The organism is Myxococcus stipitatus DSM 14675 (assembly GCF_000331735.1).
GTDB lineage: Bacteria > Myxococcota > Myxococcia > Myxococcales > Myxococcaceae > Myxococcus > Myxococcus stipitatus.
The window spans coordinates 6,494,068-6,516,513 of the sequence record NC_020126.1 but is presented as its reverse complement, the minus strand read 5'-3'; the positions used below and the strand labels follow the sequence as shown (position 1 = coordinate 6,516,513).

The 22,446-nt window shown below is 68.1% G+C and carries 18 protein-coding genes; 7 read left to right on the top strand and 11 right to left on the bottom strand.

The window, feature by feature from the left end:
* The first annotated feature begins 99 nt into the window (after positions 1–99).
* A complete protein-coding gene (locus MYSTI_RS25050) occupies positions 100–3,696 on the top strand; it encodes a chitobiase/beta-hexosaminidase C-terminal domain-containing protein (protein WP_015350599.1) in 3,597 nt (1,198 codons plus the stop codon).
* A 179-nt stretch (positions 3,697–3,875) separates the two neighbouring features.
* Here MYSTI_RS25050 and MYSTI_RS25045 read toward each other — a convergent pair whose 3' ends face one another.
* The gene (locus MYSTI_RS25045; protein ID WP_015350598.1) at positions 3,876–4,835 is read right to left on the bottom strand and encodes a hypothetical protein; all 960 of its coding nucleotides are present in this window, start codon (positions 4,833–4,835) and stop codon (positions 3,876–3,878) included.
* Positions 4,836–5,329: 494 nt separating this feature from the next.
* On the opposite strand from MYSTI_RS25045, the gene MYSTI_RS25040 reads away from it, so the two are divergent.
* Entirely contained in the window at positions 5,330–5,791 is a 462-nt protein-coding gene (locus MYSTI_RS25040) for an Rrf2 family transcriptional regulator (protein WP_015350597.1), read from the top strand.
* 21 nt (positions 5,792–5,812) lie between these two features.
* On the opposite strand, the gene MYSTI_RS25035 is transcribed toward MYSTI_RS25040, so the two are convergent.
* The 3 genes from MYSTI_RS25035 to MYSTI_RS25025 all read right to left on the bottom strand — a co-directional run bounded on the left by MYSTI_RS25035 (position 5,813) and on the right by MYSTI_RS25025 (position 9,053).
* Positions 5,813–6,229 (bottom strand): VOC family protein, encoded by a 417-nt coding sequence (locus tag MYSTI_RS25035; RefSeq protein ID WP_015350596.1) that lies wholly within the window; start codon positions 6,227–6,229, stop codon positions 5,813–5,815.
* A gap of 125 nt (positions 6,230–6,354) precedes the next feature.
* The gene (locus MYSTI_RS25030; protein WP_015350595.1) at positions 6,355–7,371 is read right to left on the bottom strand and encodes a sigma-70 family RNA polymerase sigma factor; all 1,017 of its coding nucleotides are present in this window, start codon (positions 7,369–7,371) and stop codon (positions 6,355–6,357) included.
* Between the two features lie 83 nt (positions 7,372–7,454).
* On the bottom strand, positions 7,455–9,053 hold the full coding sequence (locus MYSTI_RS25025; RefSeq protein ID WP_015350594.1) for an ABC-F family ATP-binding cassette domain-containing protein: 1,599 nt from the start codon (positions 9,051–9,053) through the stop codon (positions 7,455–7,457).
* A gap of 211 nt (positions 9,054–9,264) precedes the next feature.
* Between MYSTI_RS25025 and tgt the strand changes: the two genes are divergently transcribed.
* The 4 genes from tgt (at position 9,265) to MYSTI_RS25005 (ending at position 13,561) form a co-directional block, all read left to right on the top strand.
* Complete coding sequence (gene tgt / locus MYSTI_RS25020; RefSeq protein WP_015350593.1) at positions 9,265–10,434, top strand: tRNA guanosine(34) transglycosylase Tgt; 1,170 nt, start codon at positions 9,265–9,267, stop codon at positions 10,432–10,434.
* The gene (locus MYSTI_RS25015; protein WP_015350592.1) at positions 10,431–11,276 is read left to right on the top strand and encodes an MnmC family methyltransferase; all 846 of its coding nucleotides are present in this window, start codon (positions 10,431–10,433) and stop codon (positions 11,274–11,276) included. The genes tgt and MYSTI_RS25015 overlap by 4 nt, the downstream gene beginning before the upstream one ends.
* A gap of 56 nt (positions 11,277–11,332) precedes the next feature.
* Positions 11,333–12,226 carry an alpha/beta fold hydrolase gene (locus MYSTI_RS25010; RefSeq protein WP_015350591.1) on the top strand — a complete coding sequence of 298 codons (894 nt, stop codon included), beginning with the start codon at positions 11,333–11,335 and terminating at the stop codon, positions 12,224–12,226.
* Positions 12,227–12,457: 231 nt separating this feature from the next.
* The gene (locus MYSTI_RS25005) at positions 12,458–13,561 is read left to right on the top strand and encodes a hypothetical protein (RefSeq protein ID WP_144370143.1); all 1,104 of its coding nucleotides are present in this window, start codon (positions 12,458–12,460) and stop codon (positions 13,559–13,561) included.
* A 39-nt stretch (positions 13,562–13,600) separates the two neighbouring features.
* On the opposite strand, the gene MYSTI_RS25000 is transcribed toward MYSTI_RS25005, so the two are convergent.
* The 7 genes from MYSTI_RS25000 to MYSTI_RS24970 form a co-directional block, all read right to left on the bottom strand.
* Complete coding sequence (locus MYSTI_RS25000) at positions 13,601–13,954, bottom strand: OmpA family protein (RefSeq protein ID WP_144370142.1); 354 nt, start codon at positions 13,952–13,954, stop codon at positions 13,601–13,603.
* 236 nt (positions 13,955–14,190) lie between these two features.
* Positions 14,191–15,552 (bottom strand): sigma-54-dependent transcriptional regulator, encoded by a 1,362-nt coding sequence (locus tag MYSTI_RS24995; protein WP_015350588.1) that lies wholly within the window; start codon positions 15,550–15,552, stop codon positions 14,191–14,193.
* Positions 15,542–17,656, bottom strand: a complete 2,115-nt coding sequence (locus tag MYSTI_RS24990) for a two-component system sensor histidine kinase NtrB (protein WP_015350587.1) — start codon at positions 17,654–17,656, stop codon at positions 15,542–15,544. Before MYSTI_RS24990 ends, MYSTI_RS24995 begins: the two co-directional genes overlap by 11 nt.
* 98 nt (positions 17,657–17,754) lie before the next feature.
* Entirely contained in the window at positions 17,755–18,555 is an 801-nt protein-coding gene (locus tag MYSTI_RS24985) for a DUF3014 domain-containing protein (protein ID WP_015350586.1), read from the bottom strand.
* A 184-nt stretch (positions 18,556–18,739) separates the two neighbouring features.
* Entirely contained in the window at positions 18,740–19,360 is a 621-nt protein-coding gene (locus MYSTI_RS24980; protein ID WP_015350585.1) for a DUF2378 family protein, read from the bottom strand.
* A gap of 259 nt (positions 19,361–19,619) precedes the next feature.
* Positions 19,620–20,219 (bottom strand): hypothetical protein, encoded by a 600-nt coding sequence (locus tag MYSTI_RS24975; RefSeq protein WP_015350584.1) that lies wholly within the window; start codon positions 20,217–20,219, stop codon positions 19,620–19,622.
* A 126-nt stretch (positions 20,220–20,345) separates the two neighbouring features.
* Entirely contained in the window at positions 20,346–21,347 is a 1,002-nt protein-coding gene (locus MYSTI_RS24970) for a LysR family transcriptional regulator (RefSeq protein ID WP_015350583.1), read from the bottom strand.
* Between the two features lie 80 nt (positions 21,348–21,427).
* On the opposite strand from MYSTI_RS24970, the gene MYSTI_RS24965 reads away from it, so the two are divergent.
* Positions 21,428–22,327 carry an NmrA family NAD(P)-binding protein gene (locus MYSTI_RS24965; protein WP_015350582.1) on the top strand — a complete coding sequence of 300 codons (900 nt, stop codon included), beginning with the start codon at positions 21,428–21,430 and terminating at the stop codon, positions 22,325–22,327.
* Positions 22,328–22,446: the final 119 nt, after the last annotated feature.

The window sequence follows — 22,446 nt, the reverse complement described above, 5'->3', positions numbered from 1 at the left end:
GTTGATTGAACGGTGGCTGACCCCCTCCCCACATTCGCGCGCTCCGGTGTCCGTGACTCTCCCGGTCTGGGGCGTGGTCCACGCCTTCCTGGAGCTTCGATGTCACGCCCTTCGTCCCGGTTCCGAGCCCCCTGGCTCGTTGGAGTCCTCGCGCTGTGGGTGGTGAGTGCTTGTGGCGGCGGGGGCGGAGGCCCCGGGCCGGACGCGGGCGGCCATGAGGATGCGGGTGGGCATGAAGACGCGGGTCCGCGGGAAGACGGGGGGCACCCCCCGGTGCGGGACACCGTTCCTCCCACGACGGCCGTCTCGCCATCGGGGGGCCTCTTCAAGGGGCCGACCACCGCGACCCTCACGTGCAGCGACGTGGGGCTGGGCTGTGATGCCACCTACTACACGCTGGATGGCGGCGCGCCGACGACAGGCTCGCCTCGCTACACGGAGCCGTTGCGCATCGAGGTCAGCGCGACCCTGCGGTTCTTCTCCGTGGACCGCGATGGCAATCGCGAGGCCGAGCGCTCGGTGCGGTTCGTCGTCGATGCGCAGCCGCCCACCGTCTCCTCGACGCCTCGTGCGGGCACCTATGGCCGAGGCCTCACGGTCTCATTGACCTGTGACGATGGTGATGGCTCCGGCTGCGTCGCCATCCACTTCACGAGTGACGGCTCGCCCCCCTCGACCGCCTCGGCCCGCTACGCGTCGCCGCTGTCGATTCCCGCCACGACACGGCTGCGTTTCATCGCCGTGGACCGGGCGGGCCACGCGTCCGCGGAGGGAGACGAGCGGTTCCTGGTGGATACGGAGCCCCCTGTCACCTCGGCCTCGCCGAAGTGGGGCCCTTATGCCGCGCCCATCCTGCTGACGCTCTCGTGCAGTGACACGGGCAGCGGCTGTGCTCGCATCCACTACACGCTGGACGGGACGAAGCCGACGAGAAGCTCTCCTGTCTACGAAGGCCCCCTCCTCATCGAGTCCCGGACGCAGGTGGGGTTCTTCGCCGTGGATGAGGCGGGCAACGAGGAGCCCACCCGGTCGCTGCCCTACATCGTCGACACCACGCCGCCCTCGACGGTGGCCTCTCCCTCCGGGGGAACGTTCAACACCGGGATGACGGTGTATCTGCCGTGTGATGACGGCCTCTCGGGCTCGGGCTGTTATGCCACCTACGCCTCGTTCGCGCGTGACGCGAACGCGCCCGTGCCTCCCTTCCAGTTGGTCGTGTCGGGTTCGACCGCCGTGGTGGAGAGCGGTGTGTTGCGGTTCTACTCGGTGGACAGGGTGGGCCACGCGGGGGCCGTGAAGACGGTGACGTTCATCATCGACCGGGAGAAGCCGACGGTCTCCGCGCTGCCAAGGGGGGGAACGTACTTCACGCCCCAGACGGTGACGCTGTCGTGCGCGGACACAGGAGGCACGAGCTGTTCGCAGCTCTACTACACGCTGGATGGCTCCTGGCCGACGCGGCAATCCGCGCGCTACACGCAGTCGCTCGCCCTCTCGAAGACCTCGACGCTGCTCTTCTTCGCGGTGGATGGCGCGGACAACGACAGCGAGACCGTGCGCGAGGAATACGCCTTCAAGTCGGACACCGCGGCGCCCACCACCGTGGCCACGCCCTCGGGCGGGTTGTTCCGCACGGCGCAGTCGGTGGTGCTGTCCTGCGGCGATGGCGCGGGCATCGGCTGCGCGAGCACTCGGTACACGCTGGACGGCACCGAGCCCACCGAGACCCACGGGCTCACGTACACCGAGCCCCTCCTGCTCTCCGACGCCACGCGTCTGCGCTTCCGCTCGGTGGATGCCCTGGGCCAGTGGGAGGCGCCGCGCCAGGAGGACTACGAGTTCGACATGGAGGCCCCGCTGACTCGCGCCGAGCCCGCGGGCGGCGCCTTCGATGGACCGCTGGCCGTGCACCTCACGTGTCAGGACACCGGCAAGGGATGCAGCGAGACGCGCTACACGGTGGATGGCTCGGAGCCCTCGAGCAGCTCACCGCGCTACTCGCAGCCCCTCCTCGTGGGGCAGACGACGACGGTGCGCTTCGCCTCGGTGGACCCGGTTGGAAACGTGGAGGCCACTCGCCGGGAGACGTACGTCCTGGATGCGAGCACCTCGGCCTCGTCCCAGATCTCCGCCGTGCGCGACTCCTCGCCGAGCCCCACGCAGCCCCGTCCCATCGACGGTGCCTTCATCACCTTCGTCAAGCCGGGCGTGGGGTCGACTCCGCTCGAGCCCGAGGGCTTCTTCCTCCAGGCGGAGACGGCGGGCCCGGCCCTGTTCGTGGAGGTCCCCCTCGCGTCGCTCACCCCCGTCCCCGTGGGCGGAGAGCGCGTGCGGGTCCAGGTGAACAAGCTCACTCGGAGCACGGTGCTCCGGGCGGGCATCGACGCCGCGAGCTTCACGGTGCTCGGGACGGGGTACCCCGTGAAGGCGTTGGCGCAGGACGTGAGCGGCGTCGTCCTGCCCACGAGCATCCCGCAGTATTCCTCCGAGCTCGTCACGCTCCGCGGTGAGCTCGTCGGCGCGTACACGAGCGACGGGACGGGGAGTGGGTTCTCGTCCATCCGGCTCGCGACGGTGGGAGTGCCCACGGGCTCCACGTATGCCTATCGGCTGCTGTTCCGCCTGCCGGAGCTGGAGCAGAGCCCCGAGCTGACCCCGGGTTGCCGGGTGGCCTTCACCACGCCGCTGTGGGCGAATGGCTCGTATGCGCAGCCGACGCTCTGGAAGTGGGAGCAGCTGGAGGCAGTCGCATGTGCCTCGCCCCGCGTGGTGTTCGCGCAGGCGCTGTCGGCCACGCAGGTCGAGGTTCGCTTCGACCGGCGGCTCGATGTGAGCACCGTGGACCCCGCTGGCGGCCAGTTCTCCATTCCGGGCCTCACCGTCACTGGCGCGACGCCCCAGGGGACGTCCGAGGTGCGGTTGCAGACGGCCTTTCAGGTGCCGCGCGAGCAGTATGAAGTGACGGTCTCGGACACGGTGAAGGACCGGCTGGGGGCGCGGGTGCAGTCGCCGTCCGACTCCGCCGACTTCCGGGGCTTCGCCACGCCCGCGCGGCTGCGCATCTCGGAGATCGACCCCAGCCGGGAGTTCGGCGCGGAGGGGCGTGTGGAGCTGGAGGTGCTCCAGTCGGGCCCCATGACGAACATCACGCTGTGGGCAGGCGGCATCGAGCGGCCCCTCGCGACGCTCCCCGACGTGGACGTGGCGCTGGGGGACATCATCGTCGTGCACCTCTCGGAGGTCGCGCTCAGCGGAAGCAAGCTGCCGCGCTCCGAGGTCTCCCGGAAGGACGAGCTGCCCGGGAGCACCTATCCGCTCGCGCACGACGCGGCGTGGGACGTGCGCGGCACCTTCTCCTTCGCGCTCCCCCGAGGAGACCGGGTGCTGCGGCTGAAGGACCCGTTCGGAAACCTCCAGGATGGCGTCGCGCTCATCCACCCCAGCTCGCGTGTCTCCAGCTACCTCACCGAGCTCTACGCGCTCCAGGATGAGCAGCAGTGGAAGCCGGCTTCGTGTGGCGGAGTCCGCTGCACCTCGGTGACGAGCCCCACGTCCGACGAAATCAGCGTCAACATGAAGACGCTGTTCGACTCGGGCGGCGGGGGCATGTCCCTGAGCCGCATCCGCGTGGAGGACAGCGACGCGATGCTGGACTGGGCCGTGCGGAACAAGAGCGTGGGGCTCCCCAACCTCTGATTCCAAGTTCTCCCACGCGGTGTCTTTGTCAGCAAGTCGTGGGGCGCTCGACAGGACTCGCGATGAAGATGATCGAGAAGGTCCCGACTCACGTCCGGATATTCACCCGGACGGAGTTGCTGGTTTGGGCGACAGCTCAATTTGACAAGCAGGCGAGAGGATTTCTCCGCGCCCGGGAGTCACTCGTAACTATCGGAGGGGGGAGTGATGTCATATGACGTGGTGTGGATGTTCTGTTTGTCTCTGATGTTCACCTCAAAGAATCTCGCGAGAGTCATGGCGCCCTTCGACTGTTTCGCCTTGGGAGGGGCGTCGGTGATCTTCTTGTACTCCTCAAGCAGGTTCTGCGGAAAGCTGTACCGTCCATAGTGGTCCTTGGTGACAAAGCCAACGTTGTTGAATCCACGGAGGAGAATGCGCTCGCGCGCATCTTCGGAAAAGCGTGTGGCATTCACCTTTTCGTTTACTGCCTTGACGAGGCCTTCAAAGTCCTTGATGGATGACGCGCTTCCCGGGCGAGGGGCTCCCATGATGAGATTTGCGATATATTGAAGGCTGCTTTTGCTGACACTGAGTGCGTCATTCTCTTGTTGCTCTCTGTCTCCTCTGGTGACGGTGATGATGGATGGGTAGAAGCTCTCGCTGTGGCGCCTGTTCTCGGGGGTGGGAGAAAGCCTGTTGTAGGACTCGCTTGTTGCGGCTGATTCGCAACAGAAGAAGAAGAACCGGCGACATCGCAAGATGATGCAGACGCCTATGAACTGTGCAATCGTTTCGAGTTTGTATTTTCCGATTTCCCTGTCGGTGAATGGGATTGCGAATTTCTCATTGATAGTGTTGTCGGGATTTGAGGTGTAGTCTTTTTTCAGGAACGAGCTGTGGCCTGCAAAGGCGATTTTGCAGTCGGCGAGGTCTTGTTTGTTGAGACGTTCTTGGAGTGTGTCTCGTTGTTTTGTCCAAGTCAGGCTGGCGAAATCGCTGAAGTCGAGAATGGTGACGCTATTTCGCCTGTTGCCGTTCCTGTCGATGCGCGCTCTCTCCTTTTCTTGAATGAGTTTTGCCATTTCGATTGTCTCGATGGAACTCTTGGATTTGGGGTCTTCTTCCAGGCACTGAATGAGAATCAGGTTCGGTTTCATCGCGCTCCTCCAGCGGGGCCAGATGTTCTTGGTGGTGGGCGTTCCGGATGGACTTCCTGTTCTGATGCGGTGTTTTCGTGTCTGCCTGTCATGACTGGTGTCAACGCATCACCAGCCAAGGGCCGCGACAATCGATGGTGATGGATGCCGCATGTCAATGTCGAGGGGGGCTTCCCGTCCTGCTGATTTCTAGGCTGCTCCTGCAAACAAGCAGAAGGCGTGCGTCGAGTCTCTTGACTTTGGATTTGGGTAGGGCGGAGAAACGCTTGCTCCAGGCCTCCACTGCTCGTCCTGGAATGAGGGGCACGCGCTGACCCTTGTGCCCATGTAGGTACCCGTCACTCCCCTAAAGGGGGCTGGCAGGGACCCCCAGGGCCTTCCGCACCCACCCACGGGCAGGCAAGCAACCGGAATGACGGGGTTCGCCCGGTTGCATGCCGCGAGGGTGGGCGATAGGTAACCTCCGTGGTTTCCATCTCGAGCCTGGAGGGCGCGTGAACAGCCGATTCACCATGGCGGCCCACATCGTCGCGATGCTCTCGAAGTGCGCGTGCAGCGACGCGGGCCCGCTCACGTCCGAGGCCATGGCGCGCAGCATCCAGACGAATCCCGTGGTGGTGCGCAGGCTCTTGGGAGACCTGGCGCGGGCGGGGCTGGTGGAGACGAAGCGGGGGGCTCGCGGCGGCGTGACGCTGGCCAAGCGCAGCGACGAAATCACCCTGCGGGATATCTACGAGGCGGTGGAGGAGGGCAGCGAAATCTTCGGCCGCCACCCCGTCGGGCCCGCCCCGGACTGCGACATCGGGCCGTGCGTGGCCCAATACCTGGAAGGCGTCTTCGGCCGCGCGGAGGCGGCGCTCAAGGAGAGCCTGGAGCGCACCACCGTCGCGCAGATGTCCTCGGACCTCACCGCGCTCTTCCAGTCGCTCAGCCCTCCGGAGGACCCGAAGGGCTGAAGTCTCCGGGGCGCACGCGCGTCACTGGGGCAGCGCGTTCATGTCCATGTAGACGACCTCCCAGTGGTGGCCATCCAAGTCGAAGAAGCTCCAGCCGTACATGAAGCCGTGGTCCACCGGGTCCGCCGCGTACGAGCCGCCCGCCTCCACCGCCTTCTTCACCAGCTGGTTGACGTCTTCCCGGCTGGACGCGGACAGCGCGAAGATGCCCTCCGTCGACTTGCCCGTGTCGCAGATCTGCTTCTTGGTGAAGTCCTTGAAGCGCGACTCGGAGAGCAGCATGACGAAGGCCTCCGGGCTGAGGACCATGCACGTCGCGTTGTCGTCACAGAAGCGGGCGTCGAAGGTGAAGCCCAGCTGCGTGAAGAACGCGTTGGTGCGCTTCAGGTCCTTCACGGGGAGGTTGATGAAGACCTTGCGGAAGTTCGTCGTAGCCATGTGTGCCTCCAACATCAGGTGGTTTCACAGGCATGGACCGGCCGGCGGCCCGAAAATCATCGGTCGCCCGGAAAAAAAGTCCGGGCACCGGTTTCCAGGCCGCCGGGGAGGCGGGCGGTGCTTCGTCAGAGCGCCGGCAGCTCCAGGGGCAGGCCGAAGCGAGGGAACAGCGTCATCACGTCCAGGAAGTAGTTGAGCGCGACGATGCGGCCGTCCTCGATTTCCAGCACGGTGAGGGACCAGGGCGTGTAGGTGCCGTTGGGCCCCCCGGGCTTGTACTGGGCGAAGGCGGGAGCGCCGCACGCCAGGGTGGCGATGTGGCGGGAGCCTTTGCACCCGGCGCCTCGTCCCAGCATCCAGGCGCAGACCTTCTCCGGACCCCGCAGCCACAGCTCCAGCGGCGGCATGGACATGGTGACGTCGTGGTGCAGGAGCGCGCTGAGCGCGTCCATGTCGTAGCGCTCGAACGCGTCGACGTACTTCTGCACCAGGGACGTCTCATCCTCCGTCAGCGGGCCGCGCGGCGCGCTCAAGTCCCGCGTGGCCAGCGTGGCCCGGGCCCGCTGCAGCGCGCTGTTGACGGCGGCGACCGTCATGTCGAGCGCCGCGGCGACCTCGACGGCGGACCACTCCACCACCTCGGTGAGAATCAACACCGCGCGCTGGCGCGGAGGCAGGTGCTGGAGCGCGGCGACGAAGGCCAGCCGGATGCTCTGCCGCATCATCACCAGCTCCGCGGGCGTCGCGTTCGACGGCAGCACGAGCGCGTCCGGCACGGGCTCCACCCACTCGGCCGCGGGCTTCTCTCCCAGCGGCGCGTCCAGCTCGAAGGGCGGGTGCAGCTCCATGGGCCGGGCCCGGCGGTTGCGCTCGCCCAGGAGGTCGATGCAGACGCGGGTGCCGATGCGGTACAGCCAGGTGCGCAGGGAGGATCGGCCCTCGAACTGGTCCTGATGCTTCAGGGCCCGGATGAAGGTCTCCTGCACGGCATCTTCCGCTTCGGAGACGGAGCCCAGCATCCGGTAGCAGTGGCCCGTGAGCGCGGTGCGGTGCTCCTCCATCTCGCGGAGGATGCTCTGGGCCTGCTGCTGCTCGGTGAGGCCCGTCAGGGGTGTCTTCGGGGGGGAAGGGACGTCGGCCATGGCGCTGCGTCTAGCAGGCCCCTCCAGACGGACCAAGCGCCGGGAGGTGGGGGGCCACGCTCCCGGCAAGGTGCGGCACGGCTTCAGCGGCGGTTCGTCACGATGTCCGCGTGCTTCTCGCGGAATTCGGAGTACGGGCCGTTGAAGTCGAGGACCTCCTTGCCCGCCTGGAGCGACCAGATGCGGGTGGCGACCTCGGAGATGAGCTCCTGGTCGTGCGTCACGACGATGACCGTGCCCTCGAACTTCTGGAGGCCCTCGGCGAGCGCGGAGATGGACTCGAGGTCCAGGTGGTTGGTGGGCTCGTCGAGCACGAGGACGTTGTCCTGCATGATCATCAGCTTGGAGAGCAGCAGGCGCACCGTCTCACCACCGGAGAGGGTGTCCGTGTTCTTCATGCGCTCCTCGCCGGAGAAGAGCATCCGGCCGAGCACGCCGGAGATCTCCTCGTTCGTGAGCTTGTCGTGCAGGTCGCGCAGCCACCCGAAGCAGGTGGTGCCCTTGCGCACGGCGCCGTGGTGGTCCTGCGGCAGGTAGCCGACGGTGGCCTGGTGGCCCCAGACAATCTTGCCGGTGTCGGACTCCAGCTGGTTGGCAATCATGCGCACCAGGGTGGACTTGCCCACGCCGTTGCGGCCGATGACGCAGATCCGCTCGCCCTTGCACACCAGCGCGTTGAAGGGGCGGATGACCTTCTCACCGTCGAAGGACTTGCTGATGCCCTCCACCATGAGCGTCTGCCGGCCGCTGACGACCTTCTGGTCGAAGCGGATGAACGGGCGCGCGATGTTGGAGCGCTTGAGGTCGTCCGACTTGAGCTTCTCGATCTGCTTGATGCGGCTCTGCACCTGGGAGGCGCGCGTGCCGGCGCTGAAGCGGGCGACGAAGTCCTGGAGCTGGGCGATCTTCTTCTTCTTCTCCGCCGTCTCGGACTCGACGCGGGTGCGCAGCTGGGCCTTCTGCCGGACCATGTCGTCGTAGCCACCCGTGTACTGGATGATGGCCTCGTAGTCGATGTCCGCGATGTGCGTGCAGATGGAGTTGAGGAAGTGCCGGTCGTGGCTGATGGTGACGAGCACGCCCTCGAACTCGTGGAGGAAGTTCTCCAGCCAGCGGATGGAGTCGATATCGAGGTTGTTCGTGGGCTCGTCGAGGAGCAATCCCTCGGGCTTGCCGAACAGGGCCTGGGCGAGCAGCACGCGCAGCTTCAAGCCGCCGGTGAGCTGGCGCATGGGCCCTTCGTGGAAGGGCTCCTCGATGCCCAGACCCGCGAGCAGCGTGGCCGCGTCGCTCTCCGCGGAGTAGCCGTCCTCCTCCGCGATGACACCCTCCAGCTCACCCAGGCGGTTGCCGTCCTCCTCGGTGATGTCGGACTTGGCGAGCAGCTGGTTCTTCTCCGACATGGCCTCCCACAGGGGCTTGTTGCCCATGAGCACCACGTCGAGGACGCGGGTCTCCTCGTAGCGGAAGTGGTCCTGGCGGAGGATGCCCAGCTTGCGCGGGCGGATGATGCTGCCCATGTCGGCTTCCTCGTCTCCGGCGAGGATCTTCATGAACGTGGACTTGCCCGCCCCGTTGGGGCCGGTCAGGCCGTAGCGGCGGCCCGGGGAGAAGGCGACGTTGACCTCCTCGAAGAGCTTCTTGGGCCCGTAGGCCTTGGAGACGTTGATGACGTTGAACATGGCGGGGGCGTTGTAGCGGAATTGACGCGGAGCGGCCAAGGAAGCGTGGATTCGCCTCCCCTCTGTCGCGCGGTGACCTGAGCAAACGCCTGGAGGTACACGAAAAATGCCTGGAATGGCGGGCTCTTGAGTGTCTGCCCGTCCGCCGGGCGGGGGAACGGCCAAGACGGATGGACTGTCGGGCGGGGATGACGGGTATAAGGCCCCGCCCATGGCCGTTCGCTTCGAGCTCCTCACCACCGACCCCACTGGCGCCCGCGCGGGCATTCTCCACACCCGCCGCGGCTCGTTCCGCACCCCCATGTTCATGCCGGTGGCCACCCATGCCGCCTTCCGGCACCTGGCCATGGAAGAGGTGAAGGAGACGGGCGCCAGCATCCTCCTGGCCAACACCTACCACCTGATGCTTCGCCCTGGCGCGGAGGTCTTCAAGCGCTTCGGCGGCATCCACCCCTTCATGCAGTGGGATGGGGGCGTGCTCACGGACTCGGGTGGCTTTCAAATCTTCTCCCTGCCGGAGGACCGGCTCATCACGGAGAAGGGGGCGCACTTCCGCAGCTTCTACGACAACAGCCGGCAGCTGCTGAGCCCCGAGTCCAGCATCGCCATGCAGCAGGCGATCAACTCGGAGATCATGATGGTGCTGGACGTGTGCATCGACTCGCGCACGGACGAGGCGGGCACGCGCGAGGCCATGGACCGCACCCACCGGTGGGCGGTGCGCAGCCTGGCGGCGAAGAACAAGGTGGACTCGGGACAGGCGCTGTTCGGGATTGTGCAGGGCGGCGTGTTCCCGCACCTGCGCGACGAGAGCGCGGCGTTCCTGACGAAGCTGCCGTTCGATGGCTTCGCCATCGGTGGCCTGGCGGTGGGCGAGACGAAGGTGGAGCGCGAGGAGATGACGCTGCGGACCACCGCGTCGCTGCCCGTGGACAAGCCGCGCTACCTGATGGGCGTGGGCACGCCGACGGACCTCATCGAGGCGGTGCTGCGCGGCGTGGACATGTTCGACTGCATCATCCCCACGAAGATGGCGCAGCAGGGCTACGCGTACACGTTCCAGGGCCTGGTGCGCATCACCCGCAGCGTGTTCCGCCTGGCGGACGAGCCGCTGGATGCCGAGTGTGATTGCTACGTGTGCAAGCGCTACACGCGCGGCTACCTGCAGCACCTGATGCGCGGCAAGCACCACCTGGGCTCGCGCTTCCTGTCGGTGCACAACGTGCGGCACTACCAGAAGCTGATGGGCCGCATCCGCGAGGGCATCCTCTCCGGGACGTATGACCAGGTGTCGCGCGAGCTGAAGGCCGCGGTCGCCACGCCCAAGGACTTGAAGGAAGAGGCCAGCGCGCGCGACTTGACGCTCAAGGAGGTCGGGTGAGCGCGGAGGAGAACCCGCGCGACGGAGACTTCGAGCTCGTCACGCTGCGCAATGGCTCTCGAGCCGTGCGGCACCTGGGGCACGGCGAGGTGATGCACCCGTCGGTGGGCCCATGGAAGGAGGCGCTCGGGTTGTATGTCGAGCAGCCACGGCTGGCCGAGCGGCTGTCCCAGCCGGGCCCTCCGCTCGTCATCCATGACGTGGGGTTGGGGGCCGCGACGAACGCGGTGGCCGCGCTGACGTGTGCGCGCGAGCTGGGGGCGGCGAGGCAGCGGTCCTTGGAGGTGGTGAGCTTCGAGGTGGACCTGGCGCCGCTGCGGCTGGCATTGGCGGACGCCGCGGGCTTTGCGTTCCTCCAGCCGTTCCGTGAGGCCGCGGAGACGCTGATGCGGGACGGCGTCTGGGAGGAGGACGGCCTGCGCTGGCGGCTGCACCTGGGGAACGCGGTGCCGTTCCTGGACGGGGCGCTGCCGGTGGCGGACCTGGTGTACTTCGACCCGTTCTCGCCCGCGTCGAACCCGGAGATGTGGACGGAGGGCGTGCTGGCGAGGGTCCGCCGGCACTGCCGCGAGGATGGCGAAGGGGCGCTGCTGTTGACGTACAGCGCGGCGACGCCGACGCGGGTGACGTTGTTGCTCGCGGGCTTCTTCGTGGGGGCGGGTGCGTCCACGGGGACGAAGGGTGAGACGACGGTGGCGTCCACTCGGCGCGAGTCGCTGGTGGCGCCCTTGGGGACGCGGTGGGTGGAGCGCTGGACGCGTTCGTCGTCGCGGGCGCCGCATGGCGCGGAGCTGACGCCCGAGATTGAAGCCCGGGTGCGTGCTCATCCGCAGTGGCGGTAAGCCCGTCCTTCGTCGAGGCAGACAGCGGGGGCGCTTCGCGCTATCCGGGAGGGGCGATGAGCAAGGCCCTTCACCTGGAAGAGTGGGGCGGCACCGGTCCGGTGCTGCACCTGGCGCACGCCAATGGCTTTCCCCCGGGCGTGTATCGAAAGCTCATCGAGCGCCTGAAGTCGCGCTACCGCGTCGTGACGGTGCACAGCCGGTGTCTGGTGCCGGGCTCGGACCCTCGCTCGATGCGGACGTGGGACGACATGGCGGAGGACCTGATTCAGGCTTTGCGCGCGGCGAAGCTGGAGGGGGTTCTCGGCGTGGGCCACAGCATGGGCGGTGTGGCGACGCTGCTGGCCTCGGTGAAGGAGCCGGGGTTGTTCCGGGCCGTGGTGGCGTTGGACCCGGTGTTGTTCTCGGGAGGGCGCAAGCTGGCCATCGATGTCCTGCGATTGCTGGGGCAGCTCGGCCGTGTCCCTCCCGCGAGCCTGGCGCGCAGGCGGCGTGCGCACTGGGGCTCCCGCGAGGAGGCGGCGCTCAGCTACCGCAAGAAGCCGCTGTTCAAGGTCTTCGATGCGGAGTGCTTCGAGGACTACCTCCGGTATGGACTGACGGAGGCGCCGGAGGGGGGCTTGCGCCTGACGATTCCCCGTGAGTGGGAGGCCCGGGTCTTCGAGACGTATGCGAAGGATGTGTGGCGCTCACTGCGCGCCGTCCGCGTGCCGTCGCTCATCGTGCGAGGGCAGGCCACGGAGACACTGCTGCCGTCCGCGTTCGCGAAGGCCCGGCGAGTCATGCCGGGGACCGAGTTCAGCGAGCTGCCGGGTGGCCACCTGTTTCCGCTGGAGGACCCGGAGACGTGTGTCCGCGCCATCCTCACGTTCTTGGAAGCTGTCGAGAATCGAATGGGTGCGGTGGTGGATGACACCAGGCCCGGTGGGGAGAGGGGCTTCCGGACATAGTGCTCGAGCCAATGCGCCGGCCGTGGCGAGCGTGCCGCTTCGTGTTGGCGCGGTGATGGGCGCCCCCTATGCTTCGCGCTGCTCCGTCCATCTCCAATCCCGTACGCCAGAGGACCCATGGCCCCGACGAACGTTGGTAGCAAGCCGCCTGTCTTCACTCCCTCTCGAACGACGCAGACGTCGCAATCCACGTCGACGCAGGCGGCAGAGGTGGAGAAGAGTCAGCCGGTCGTGAAGACCCAGGAAGCGCAGGGGACCGCGACGACGACGCCCGCGAAGAAGGATGGGTTCACCGACAAGAAGGACCCTGCTGCTCAATCGGGCAAGCCCCAGTTGGCGTCCACCTTGGAGCATCCCACCCTCGCGTTGAACAAGGCAGGGCAGAAGCCCTCCGTCCCCCAGCGGCGCAACAGCGTGGACATGGCGAAGTTCCTCCAGGGGGTGGATGAGATTGACCGGACCCTCACCCACCAGACCCACGTCGACCCGAGGCCTTTCATCAAGGAGGTCTGCGACTCCATCAACAAGAAGGTCCCTGACGCGAAGGTGCTCCACTACATCGACCAGGGCCAGAACCCCATCATGGCCAATCCAGAGGTCCAGGCGGCCTTCTCACAAGGCTCTCAAGGGGTTTGCAGCGTCATGACCTCCGAGTGGATTCGGATGAACCAGGCCACGTCGAACCAGTCCACGGCGGTGGAGAACTTCTCCCAATTGGTGGAGCACAAGTTCGGTAATCTCATCATCGGCCAGCAAAGCGAAGCAGAGGCGCTCAGGCAGATTCATACGCTTGCGGCCGAGGTCCGGACAGAGGTCGCGAACTTCAAGGCTCTGGGGGCGGCGCAGAAGAAGGTGATCAGTGAGAAAGGGGCTGGTTCGCCGGAGGCGCAGGCGCTCGAGACCCAGCTCGATGCCTCCTACAAGAACGCAGAGCGGCTTCACCAGCAGCAACAAGATGTGCATGACCGGCTGGGACGAGGAACGCTGGTCCAGATGGGGGCCGCCAGCGATCTCGGCGATTTCCTGGCGTCGACGACACTCGCCAATGGCTACTATCGCCTCGGCCTGACGCCGAAGAATGGCAGCAGTGCGGATGGGGACGACTCTGGCCACGTGGTGGGAATGCACAAGACAGACACCACCTGTCGCTTCATGGATGCGAACACGGGCGAATGGGAGGTTTCCAACCCGGCTGACTTGAACAAGCTCGCGACCGAGCATGTGAAGCAGATGTACACGTCCAGCTTCTGGAAGAGTGCCCCCAGTGGTTTCAGTGCGGGGAACTTCCAACTGCACCTCGTCCCCCCGCCTCCGCCCCCTCCCACTGCGCCGTAACAGCGGACCGCGGCGCTCGCTGAGGGCCCATGCCCGGCCTCAGTGCAGCCACTGCACCTCCGCCCGGCGGTTCTTCTCCAGGACCGTCGCCGAGAGCGGGCGCTCCTCTCCATAGGACAGGGTGGACAGCCGGGACGACTCCACCCCCAGCCGGCGCAGGTAGTCGCGGACCACGGAGGCACGGCGCTGGCCCAGCGCCAGGTTGTACTCCGTGGTCCCCAGCTCGCAGGTATGGCCGGTGATGCTCACCCGCGCCTCGGGACGCTTTCGCAGCGCATCCGCCAACTGCGTGAGCGAGTCGCGGAACGCGGGCATGAGCGTCGTCGAGTCCAGCTCGAAGTACACCGGCTCCATCGTCAGGGGAATCAACTCCACGTCGGGGGACTCGGTCATGGAGGAGGACCGCTCGTGCTCCGGCCGCGCGGTGACCGGCGCATCGGATGTCTGGGTTTGTGGGGGGATGACGGCCCCGGGCTGCCGCGCTGCACAACCCAGGACCGTGACGAACACCGCGAGGAGAAGAGGGCGCATGCCTCGGTGACGAAGCATGCGCCATGCCGTACAGCCATCCTTCGAGGGATACCCGCGACCTCCCGTCGCGGCCTTGCAGAACGCCCAGGTGCCGGTGGCTATTTGCCTTCCGAGCGCTCTCGGCGGTGGATGGTGGAGACGTCGATGCCCAGCAACTCCGCGGCCCGTGTCTTGTTCCCCCCGCACCGGGAGACAGCCCACGCGATGTACTCACTCTCCAGCCGGCGCAAGGGAATCACCTCCCTCTGGGCCTCCAGCAGCGGATGTTGCTCGGAGGACCCTTCGGAGAGATGGGGCCGGAGTTGCTCCATGTCAACTGTCTCCCGTGTGCCCAGCACCACCAATCGCTCCACCAGGTTCTCCAGCTCGCGCACATTGCCCGGCCAGCGCTGGGCACACAGCGCCGCGAGGCAGTCCTGCTCGAAGCGCTGCACCGGGGAGCGCGGGTTGCGCGCGCGCGCCTGACCCAGGAAGTGCTCGGCGAGGGAGGGGATGTCCTCGGGGCGCTCCCGCAGCGGAGGCGCTCGCAACGTCACCACATTGAGGCGGTAGAACAGGTCCGCGCGGAAGCGCCCCTCCTTCACCCGCGCCTCCAGGTCCTGGTGGGTCGCCGCCACCACACGCACATCCACCGTCCGGGAACCATCCGCACCCACCGCCCGCACCTCGCCCTCCGCCAGCACGCGCAGCAGCCGCGCCTGGAGCTCCGGCGCCATGTCCCCGATTTCATCCAGGAACAGCGTGCCCCCATCGGCCTCCACGAACAGGCCCCGCCGAGCGCTCGTCGCCCCCGAGAACGCGCCCTTCACATGGCCGAACAGCTCGCTCTCCAGCAGCGTGTGGGGCAGGGCGGTGCAGTTGACCGCGACGAACGGCCCCGCACGTCGAGTCCCCTCGAAGTGCAGCGCCCGCGCCACCAGCTCCTTGCCGCTGCCGCTCTCCCCGCGAACGAGCACCGGCGCGCTGGACCACGCCACGCGCTCCACCAGCGCGTACAGCGCCCGCATCGCGGCGCTGCGGCCCACCATGGCGCCCAGGCGCCCGCGGTCCTCGGCCTGCTGCTTCAGCGTGCGGTGCTCGGCGCGCACACGGCGCTCTTCCAGCGCGCGGCCCACGTAGAGGCGCACCTCGTCCAGCCGGAAGGGCTTGGCGAAGTAGTGCCACGCGCCGCGCTTCATCGCCTCCACCGCGTTCTCCACGCCGCCGAAGGCCGTCATCATCAGCACGGGCAGGTCCGGGTCCAGCTTGCGCGCGGCCTCCAGCACATCGAAGCCATCCACGTCCTGCATGCGCAGGTCGCAGATGACGGCGTCGTAGACGGCCAGGCGAAGCCGGGCGATGGCATCCGCGCCGCCAGACGCCACGTCCACCGTGTAGCCCGCGTCCGCCAGGGGCTCGCGCAGCATCTGTCCCATCTCGACGTGGTCGTCGACGACGAGTACCCGGGCTCTAACCGACATGGTGCTCCTCTCGCGCGGGGGCCGCGGCGGGCCATTGCAGCGTCACTCGTGTCCCCTGGCCGGGCGCGCTGTCCAGCTCGATGCGCCCGCCATGATTCCGAACGATGTGCGCCACCATGGTCAGCCCCAGGCCGGTGCCCAGGCCGCGCTTCTTGGTGGTGAAGAAAGGGTCGAAGACTTGATGCAGATGCCGCGGAGCGATTCCGCAGCCGTCATCCTCGACCCGGATGCGGACCTGCCCCCAGGCACCCGAGGCATCCGCCTCCCCGAGTGACGCCGTCAACCGCACCTGTCCGCCGGGCCCGCACGCGTCACACGCGTTGAGCAGCAGGTTGATGAGCACCTGCTGGAGCTGGTCCGCGTCCGCCGCCAGGGGCGGCAGGGTGGGCGTGATGTCCAGCCGCAGGTCCACGCGCCGCCGCTCCGCCTCGACTCGCAGCAGCTCCTGCACGCTCGACACGAGCGGCGCGAGCGGCACCGCGCGCGACTCCGCGGGCTGGAGGCGCGAGAAGTCCAACAGCTGCCGGATGGTGCGGCTCACCCGGTCGATCTGCTCGACGATGGTCCCCAGTCCCGGAGACTGGGGGTGCTCTGCGCCCAGCTTGGTCTGCACATACTCGGCGCGGCCTCGGATGACGCCCAGCGGGGTGCCAATCTCGTGGGCGATTCCCGCCGCCAGCACGCCCACCGTGGTCAGCTTCTCCGCGCGCAGGAGCTGCCCCTCCAGCGCGCGCAGGTCGCTCAGGTCCTCCAGCACGAGCAGCGTCCGGACGTCGGGCTGATGTGGCTCCAGCGGGACGGCGTGGACGTTGAAGTGGCCCTCCTCCTGGAAGAGCTGCAAGGGCACCCCCTGGAGACTGCGCACGCGGTTGTCGCTCCCCGCCGCGTCGACCATCTCCTCCAGGCGCTGGATGACGGGCGCATGGGCCTGGGGGAACGCCGCCGCCAGCGTGGCGCCCACCGCGCCCGGCGGCATCCGCGAGCCGATGGCGCGATTGGCGGAGGTGATGCGCCCGGAGGTGGACAGGGCGAGGACCCCCGTGGGGATGTGGTCGAGAATCTTCTGGGTCTTGTCGTGCAGGTGGGCCAGCCGGCTCGCGTGCCGCAGGCTTTCTTGCAGCGCCACGGCGCGGCTGCGCGCGAGCACCACGTACACGCCGAAGGCGATGAGGAAGCACGAGACGAGGAGCGCCGCGAGCGACAGGCGCAGCACCAGGTTGCGCTCATGGGAGCGCAGCCCCCGGGTGGAGGAGAGCGTGGCCAGCGGCCACATCGCGCCGTTCTTGATGCGCACGGGCGCGAAGCTCGCCACCGCCTCCGCGTCGCCCAGCCCCAGCGTCAGGGCCTCCGCGCGCTCGATGAGCCGCGAGCCTTCCTGGCCATCGCCCATGCGCCGCGCCAGCTCCGCGAGGCCCGGCGTGTCGCGCGGATGCGCCGTGAGCCGTTGATAGTGGGCCGCCAGCGAGGGGGCACTCAGGGGCGTGGGGGCTCCATGCGCGCCGAGGAGCAACAGGTGTGTATCGCTCTCCGCGGTGAGCAGCTTGAGCGGCGCGAACAGGGGCTCGGCATTCACCAGCACCACCACCGCGCCGCCGCCTCCCGGGGCGTCATCCGGCAGGGCGGTGGCGAAGGCGCGCAGCCAGCCGGAGGCATCCGTGGACAGCGGCGGCGACGACGCGATGTGTCCCGAGGGCCCCTGGAGCGCGCTCTTCGCGGTGCGGGCCAGCTCGTCGGCCGGGTACTGCCGGGCGAGTGACTCGCCGGTGCGCCGGTCCAACAACCGCAGCTGCTCCCGTCCGTCCGGCCCGAAGACGACGATGGCCTTGTACTGGCCCACGGCCTCCAGCAGCGCGCGCAGCTCGCGGCGATGCTCCTCGGCGGTGCCGGGCTGGGACAGCAACTCCACGGTGAAGCGCAAGTCCTCGCCCACATCCTCCAGGGCCTCGGAGACCCCCCGCGCGGCCTCCTGGAGCTGGGCGCGTCGCTCCCGGGCGAACTGGTCCACCAGGGCCTGCCTGTCTCGCTGGATGAAGTGCACGGCCCCGCCAATGACGCCGGTGAGCGCCGTGCACAGCAGCAGGACAGGCAGCAGGGAGGAGCGCATGAGGGCAGATACCAACATCCCGGCGCGAAGAGGGGACTGATGCCCACCCGGGGAGTGGGCCTTCGCGCCGGGAGCTGGCCCGAGGGGCGGGCGGACGCTCAGGGCCTCGCGGCCTGCTGGTTGAGCTTCAGGGAGATCTCCCGGACCTTGCCCTGGATGTGGCGCAGGTTCGCCGGGCCCATGCGCAGCAGGTGCTTCTGCGCGGGCGTGAGCGCCTCCAACGCCGGGTCCGCGTACACGTACAGCGCCCCCCGAGGCATCACCTCCACCTCGCCGTCGAGCACGGGCACCGCGAGGACCTGGGCGAAGGCGCGCTCGAGCGTCGAGTCGAAGCTGCTCCCGGGCGGCGCGCTCTCCTGGTGGAGCTGCTCGGCCAGCTTGCGCACCTCGCGGTAGGTGTCCACGAGCAGCGTGGAGTCCAGGCTCGCCACCACGAGGCCCAGCGTGTCGTAGCGCGTGTAGGTGCCCTTCGAGATGACGCTCCGGCCGTCGTGGGTGCGGACCCGGAAGTCGCCGCGCGGCGCCAGGAAGGCCACCACCGAGCGAGGGCTCTCGCCGCTGGCCATGTTGGCGACGACGGCGACGACGCGGCGCAGGAGGTCCGGCTCCCTCAGCCACGCGCCGAACTCGGAGCGGGACGACGCTCCGGCGAGTCGCGAGCGCAGGAGGGCGTCCATCTGGGCGGAGGAGGGCAGGGGCGGTGTGTCGGGGGCTCGGGCCGCGACGGGCGGGCCCTCCGTGGACGGGGTCGCGGGGGTGTGGGGAGTCCCGTGCAGCAGGCCGTGCCAGACGCCGGCTCCCGCCAGCACCGCGGCCACCAGCACCACCAGCCCCCAACCCCAGAGCGCGCCACGCTCGAGCTTCACCATCGCACCGTTCTCGTCACCGTTGCTGTCCATGAGTCCTCCGCGACGGGACTCGGGGATTGCAGCGGCGATGCCAGCCGGAAGTCGGTGGGGTGGGTCCCGCGGACTGACTCGGGAGCGAGGCTCTCCGGAGTCGTGGGTGTGCCCGCTCGGCCGCAGTTCGAGCGTGGCGTTTCGCGCGCCACCCTGGCGGATTGCGACAGGGGGCGCGAAGGACTCAGGCGCGAGGGCGCGAGGCGCCCGCGGCTCCGTCCTCGGGAGGAGGCATGGCGGCTTCGGCGGTCAGCTCGGCCCACCGGATGTGGAACGTCGAGGAGACGCCGTCGAACTCCTCGGGGAGCACCACCACGCGGTGGCCACCGCAGAGCTCCACCGCGCGCGCCAGCAGGCCCGCGGAGAAGGTGGGCAGGTCCGCGAGCACGTCGTTCATCCGCAGCTCCACGAAAGTGGGACTGCGCTCAACGATTTCGACCACACTGAAGTTGTTGCCGGCGCGAAAGCCCATCCCCGCGCGCAGCAGCATCCTCCGAGGGCCCGCCAGCCGGACGACCCCCAGGAGCGCGCGGCCGAAGAAGGTGCCGAAGTACGCATCCATGAAGCGCTCGCCCAGCGAGTAGTAGGCGGCCTCGGCGGGGACGCCCCCGTAGACGTGGCCCGCGGCGATGCGGAGGAACTCCTTCCACTGCTCCAACGTGTACGTCCGCCCGAGCTTCTGGTCGAGGTCCAGCCCCGCACGGCGCAGGTGCTCGCGGCACGCTGGCGTGAGCCGGTTCTCGAGGGCGCGCACGAAGAGCGCTTCCACGGTTTGCGTGAAAATCAGCTTCTCGGAAGAAGTCATAGGGTCGCACCCTACACCGGTCGGCCCATCGGATGCTCGCCCACAGGTGAATCGGCGTTCAGTGACCCTGTCCGCGAACGACAGCACGACTGCTTCGCTTGAAAAAGACCTGGAGTCACCTGGGGTTATCAAGCGTTGCGCGGTGCGGCGGTGGCCTGGGATACCGGCCTTTCAATCCCGTGACGGGGGTGGGTGTCACGGGCTCTTCGCTGCTTCCCTGGATGTATCGCGTGTCTGGGCGCACGCCGGGGGGCGGGCCTCAGTAGGTGTTGAGCCAGGCGGTGTTCGGGCTCGCGGGGATGTTGGCGATGTTCTGCCAGGCGTTGAAGGCGATGAAGGGGTCGAAAGGACTCGTGCTGCAGAAGTTCCGCACGAGGTCGCACTGCGACAGCTGGCCTTTGTCGGAGCCGGAGGAGAGGCTCCTGACGGCGCCGGCCCAGTACCTGGGGAACGGGGAGGCCGGGTCGAAGTAGCGGATGGTCTTTCCCAGGTCCAGGGCGGCGAGCGAGTCCCCGGGCCTGCGATAGAGACAGAGCTGTCGGCCCAGGTAGTCGGCGCGGTCGAAGAGCCAGAGCGAGTTCTGGTTGTTGCAGTCGATGACGGGCGCCGGGTAGGCGAGTGCGCTCCTGTCGGCCGCGGGGGCCTCCCGCCGGGCCGCTCGGGCGGCGAACTGGGCCTGTTGCTCCGCGCGGGTGATGAAGCGGGTGGAGTGCTCGGTCACTCCCTGGTCATCCACCCAGACGACGGTCTGCTCGATGAGCGCCTCTTCGACGGGAGAGGCTGTCTCATCGAGTGCCCCGCCACAGCCCACGAGCAGGCTGACAGCGGTCCATGGCATCCACGCGCTCATGCGGTTCATGTCCTTCCTCCTGCCGGGTGGGCTGCGCGAGCGGAGTGAGCCGTGTCCTCCGCGATTCTCGTGAGTTGATGACTTGGTTGCAATTGCCTCCGGACTACGGGGTTCCCACGAGGAGCGTCCGGTGGCCTACCGGGTGCCGCGGGGCGCGGCGGCGGCGCGGGCGATCTGGGTGCGAAGCCAGCGGTGAGCGGGTTCGTCATCGAAGCGCTCGTGCCAGAGCTGGAGGACATCGAAGGGGGCGAGGGTGACGGGTGGGGGCATCAGCCTGACGGGGCACAAGTCCTGGAAGAGCTCCGCGAGCCGTCGAGGCGCGGTGAGGACGTGGTTGGAGCGGACCACGGCGAGGGCGGCGGTGAGGAAGTAGGGCAGTCGCAGGCCGATGCGTCGGGATTGCCCCAGGCGCTCGAGTGCCATGTCCACGGCGCCGGCGCCGTCACCCCGGGGGCTGATGAGGACATGGGGAAGGCGCAGGTAGGTCTCCAGGTCCAGGCCGCGCTTCACGGCGGCGTTGTCCCGGCGGACGATGCAGACGAAGTCTTCACGAAAGAGCCTTTGCTGGCGAAGGGCGGGGAAGGGGTCTGGGAAGGCGGCGATGACCAGGTCCACCTCGCCGCTCTCCAGCTGGGCCTCGAGTTGGGGAACCACCAAGGGGCGGATGGTGATGTCGACGCCAGGGGCTTCGGCGTCCAGGATCTCCAGAAGGGGCGGTAGCAGCGTGGCGGCGTGGTAGTCGCCCGAGGCGATGGTGAAGCGGCGCGAGGAGGTGCGCGGCTCGAAGACGGACTCATTGCGCAGGGCGCGCTGGACCTCGAGCAGGCCCCGGTGAAGCGGGGCGGCGAGCTGCTCGGCGCGAGGCGTGCGCACCATGCCGCCGCGGCCTCGGATGAGCAGGGCATCTCCGAGCATCTCGCGGAGCTGGGCCAGGGCATGGCTCATGGCGGACTGGGTGATGCCGACACGCTTCGCCGCGCGGGTGACACTGCCCTCCGTGAGCAACGCATCCAGGGCGACGGCGAGGTTGAGGTTGATGCCCGACAGGTCCAGGCCGGTGTTCGAGGGCTGAGGGGCGGCGGGGCGAGGGCTCCGGGTGACGCGGCCCTTTCGGCGGCCAGTATGCGTTGGGCTCATGGCGCCATGTCTAACATGCAGTCGCCGCATGTTTGGAATGGGGGCACCTTGACGCCATCTCGAAGTTGTTGGAGGCGTCCATGCACATCGTCATCAATACCCCGAATGGAAACATTGGCAGGAGTCTCGCGCTGCGGCTGCTGGAGGCGGGGGAGTCGCTCACCGTCATCAGTCGGAGTGAGGAGAAGGTGGCGGAGGTGGTGCAGCGAGGTGCGAAGGTGGTGGTGGGCTCGACGGATGACGCGGCGGTGCTGGACCGTGCGTTCGCGGGGGCGAAGGCGATCTTCTGGCTGACGCCGCCGCCCGCGCGTCCGGACTTCATCGAGTGGTCGGAGGGATTGGCACGGCTGGCTGCGAGCAAGGCGAAGGCGCACGGTGTCGCGCGAGTGGTGGTGCTGTCGAGCATGGGTGCGCAGTCGGGGCGGGGGACGGGCCCGGTGGGAGGGCTGCTCGCGGTGGAGGAGGCGTTCAAGGCCGCGGTGCCCGACGTGATGATCCTGCGCCCGGGCTACTTCATGGAGAATCTCTTGAGGGCGGTGCCGACGCTGGTGAGCGAGGGCTCCATCTCCCTGCCCATCCCAGCGGACCGACAGCAGCCCTTCGTGGCCACGAGGGACATCGCGCTGAAGGCAGAGGGCGTGTTGCGCGATGGCACGTGGACGGGGCACCGGTATCTGGGCATCCATGGCCCGCGGTCGCTGACGTACACGGAGGTGGAGAAGCTCCTCTCGGAGGCGCTGGGGCGGCCGGTGCGCTACGTCCAGGTGTCCCTGTCGGATGCGCGCAAGGGGATGCAGGGCGCGGGCTTGCCGGGGTTCCTGGTGGAGCTGTTGTCGGAAATGTATCAGTCCGCGCTCGAGGGGCGATTGGACCCGGCGGAGCCTCGGACCGTGGAGACGACGACGCCCACGACCCTGGCTCAGTGGGCGAAGGAAGTCCTCGCGCCCGAGGTGGCGCGGGCGCGTGCCTCCGCGGCTTGATGCCGCCCGGAAGCCACAGCACCCCGCGCCGTCGAATCCCAGAGGCTCGCCGCTCTGTTCGTTGCGCTCGGTACAATCCCATACGCCAAGGCAGGCGCCGTGGGTGCCGTCGAATGTCG

Bases quoted from the DNA above. Each gene is read 5' to 3' on its own strand.
- MYSTI_RS25050 (WP_015350599.1), top strand. From the start codon at position 100: ATGTCACGCCCTTCGTCCCGGTTCCGAGCCCCCTGGCTCGTTGGAGTC.
- MYSTI_RS25045 (WP_015350598.1), bottom strand. From the start codon at position 4,835: ATGAAACCGAACCTGATTCTCATTCAGTGCCTGGAAGAAGACCCCAAA.
- MYSTI_RS25035 (WP_015350596.1), bottom strand. From the start codon at position 6,229: ATGGCTACGACGAACTTCCGCAAGGTCTTCATCAACCTCCCCGTGAAG.
- MYSTI_RS25030 (WP_015350595.1), bottom strand. From the start codon at position 7,371: ATGGCCGACGTCCCTTCCCCCCCGAAGACACCCCTGACGGGCCTCACC.
- MYSTI_RS25025 (WP_015350594.1), bottom strand. From the start codon at position 9,053: ATGTTCAACGTCATCAACGTCTCCAAGGCCTACGGGCCCAAGAAGCTC.
- tgt (WP_015350593.1), top strand. From the start codon at position 9,265: ATGGCCGTTCGCTTCGAGCTCCTCACCACCGACCCCACTGGCGCCCGC.
- MYSTI_RS25010 (WP_015350591.1), top strand. From the start codon at position 11,333: ATGAGCAAGGCCCTTCACCTGGAAGAGTGGGGCGGCACCGGTCCGGTG.
- MYSTI_RS25000 (WP_144370142.1), bottom strand. From the start codon at position 13,954: ATGACCGAGTCCCCCGACGTGGAGTTGATTCCCCTGACGATGGAGCCG.
- MYSTI_RS24995 (WP_015350588.1), bottom strand. From the start codon at position 15,552: ATGTCGGTTAGAGCCCGGGTACTCGTCGTCGACGACCACGTCGAGATG.
- MYSTI_RS24990 (WP_015350587.1), bottom strand. From the start codon at position 17,656: ATGCGCTCCTCCCTGCTGCCTGTCCTGCTGCTGTGCACGGCGCTCACC.
- MYSTI_RS24985 (WP_015350586.1), bottom strand. From the start codon at position 18,555: ATGGACAGCAACGGTGACGAGAACGGTGCGATGGTGAAGCTCGAGCGT.
- MYSTI_RS24980 (WP_015350585.1), bottom strand. From the start codon at position 19,360: ATGACTTCTTCCGAGAAGCTGATTTTCACGCAAACCGTGGAAGCGCTC.
- MYSTI_RS24975 (WP_015350584.1), bottom strand. From the start codon at position 20,219: ATGAACCGCATGAGCGCGTGGATGCCATGGACCGCTGTCAGCCTGCTC.
- MYSTI_RS24970 (WP_015350583.1), bottom strand. From the start codon at position 21,347: ATGAGCCCAACGCATACTGGCCGCCGAAAGGGCCGCGTCACCCGGAGC.
- MYSTI_RS24965 (WP_015350582.1), top strand. From the start codon at position 21,428: ATGCACATCGTCATCAATACCCCGAATGGAAACATTGGCAGGAGTCTC.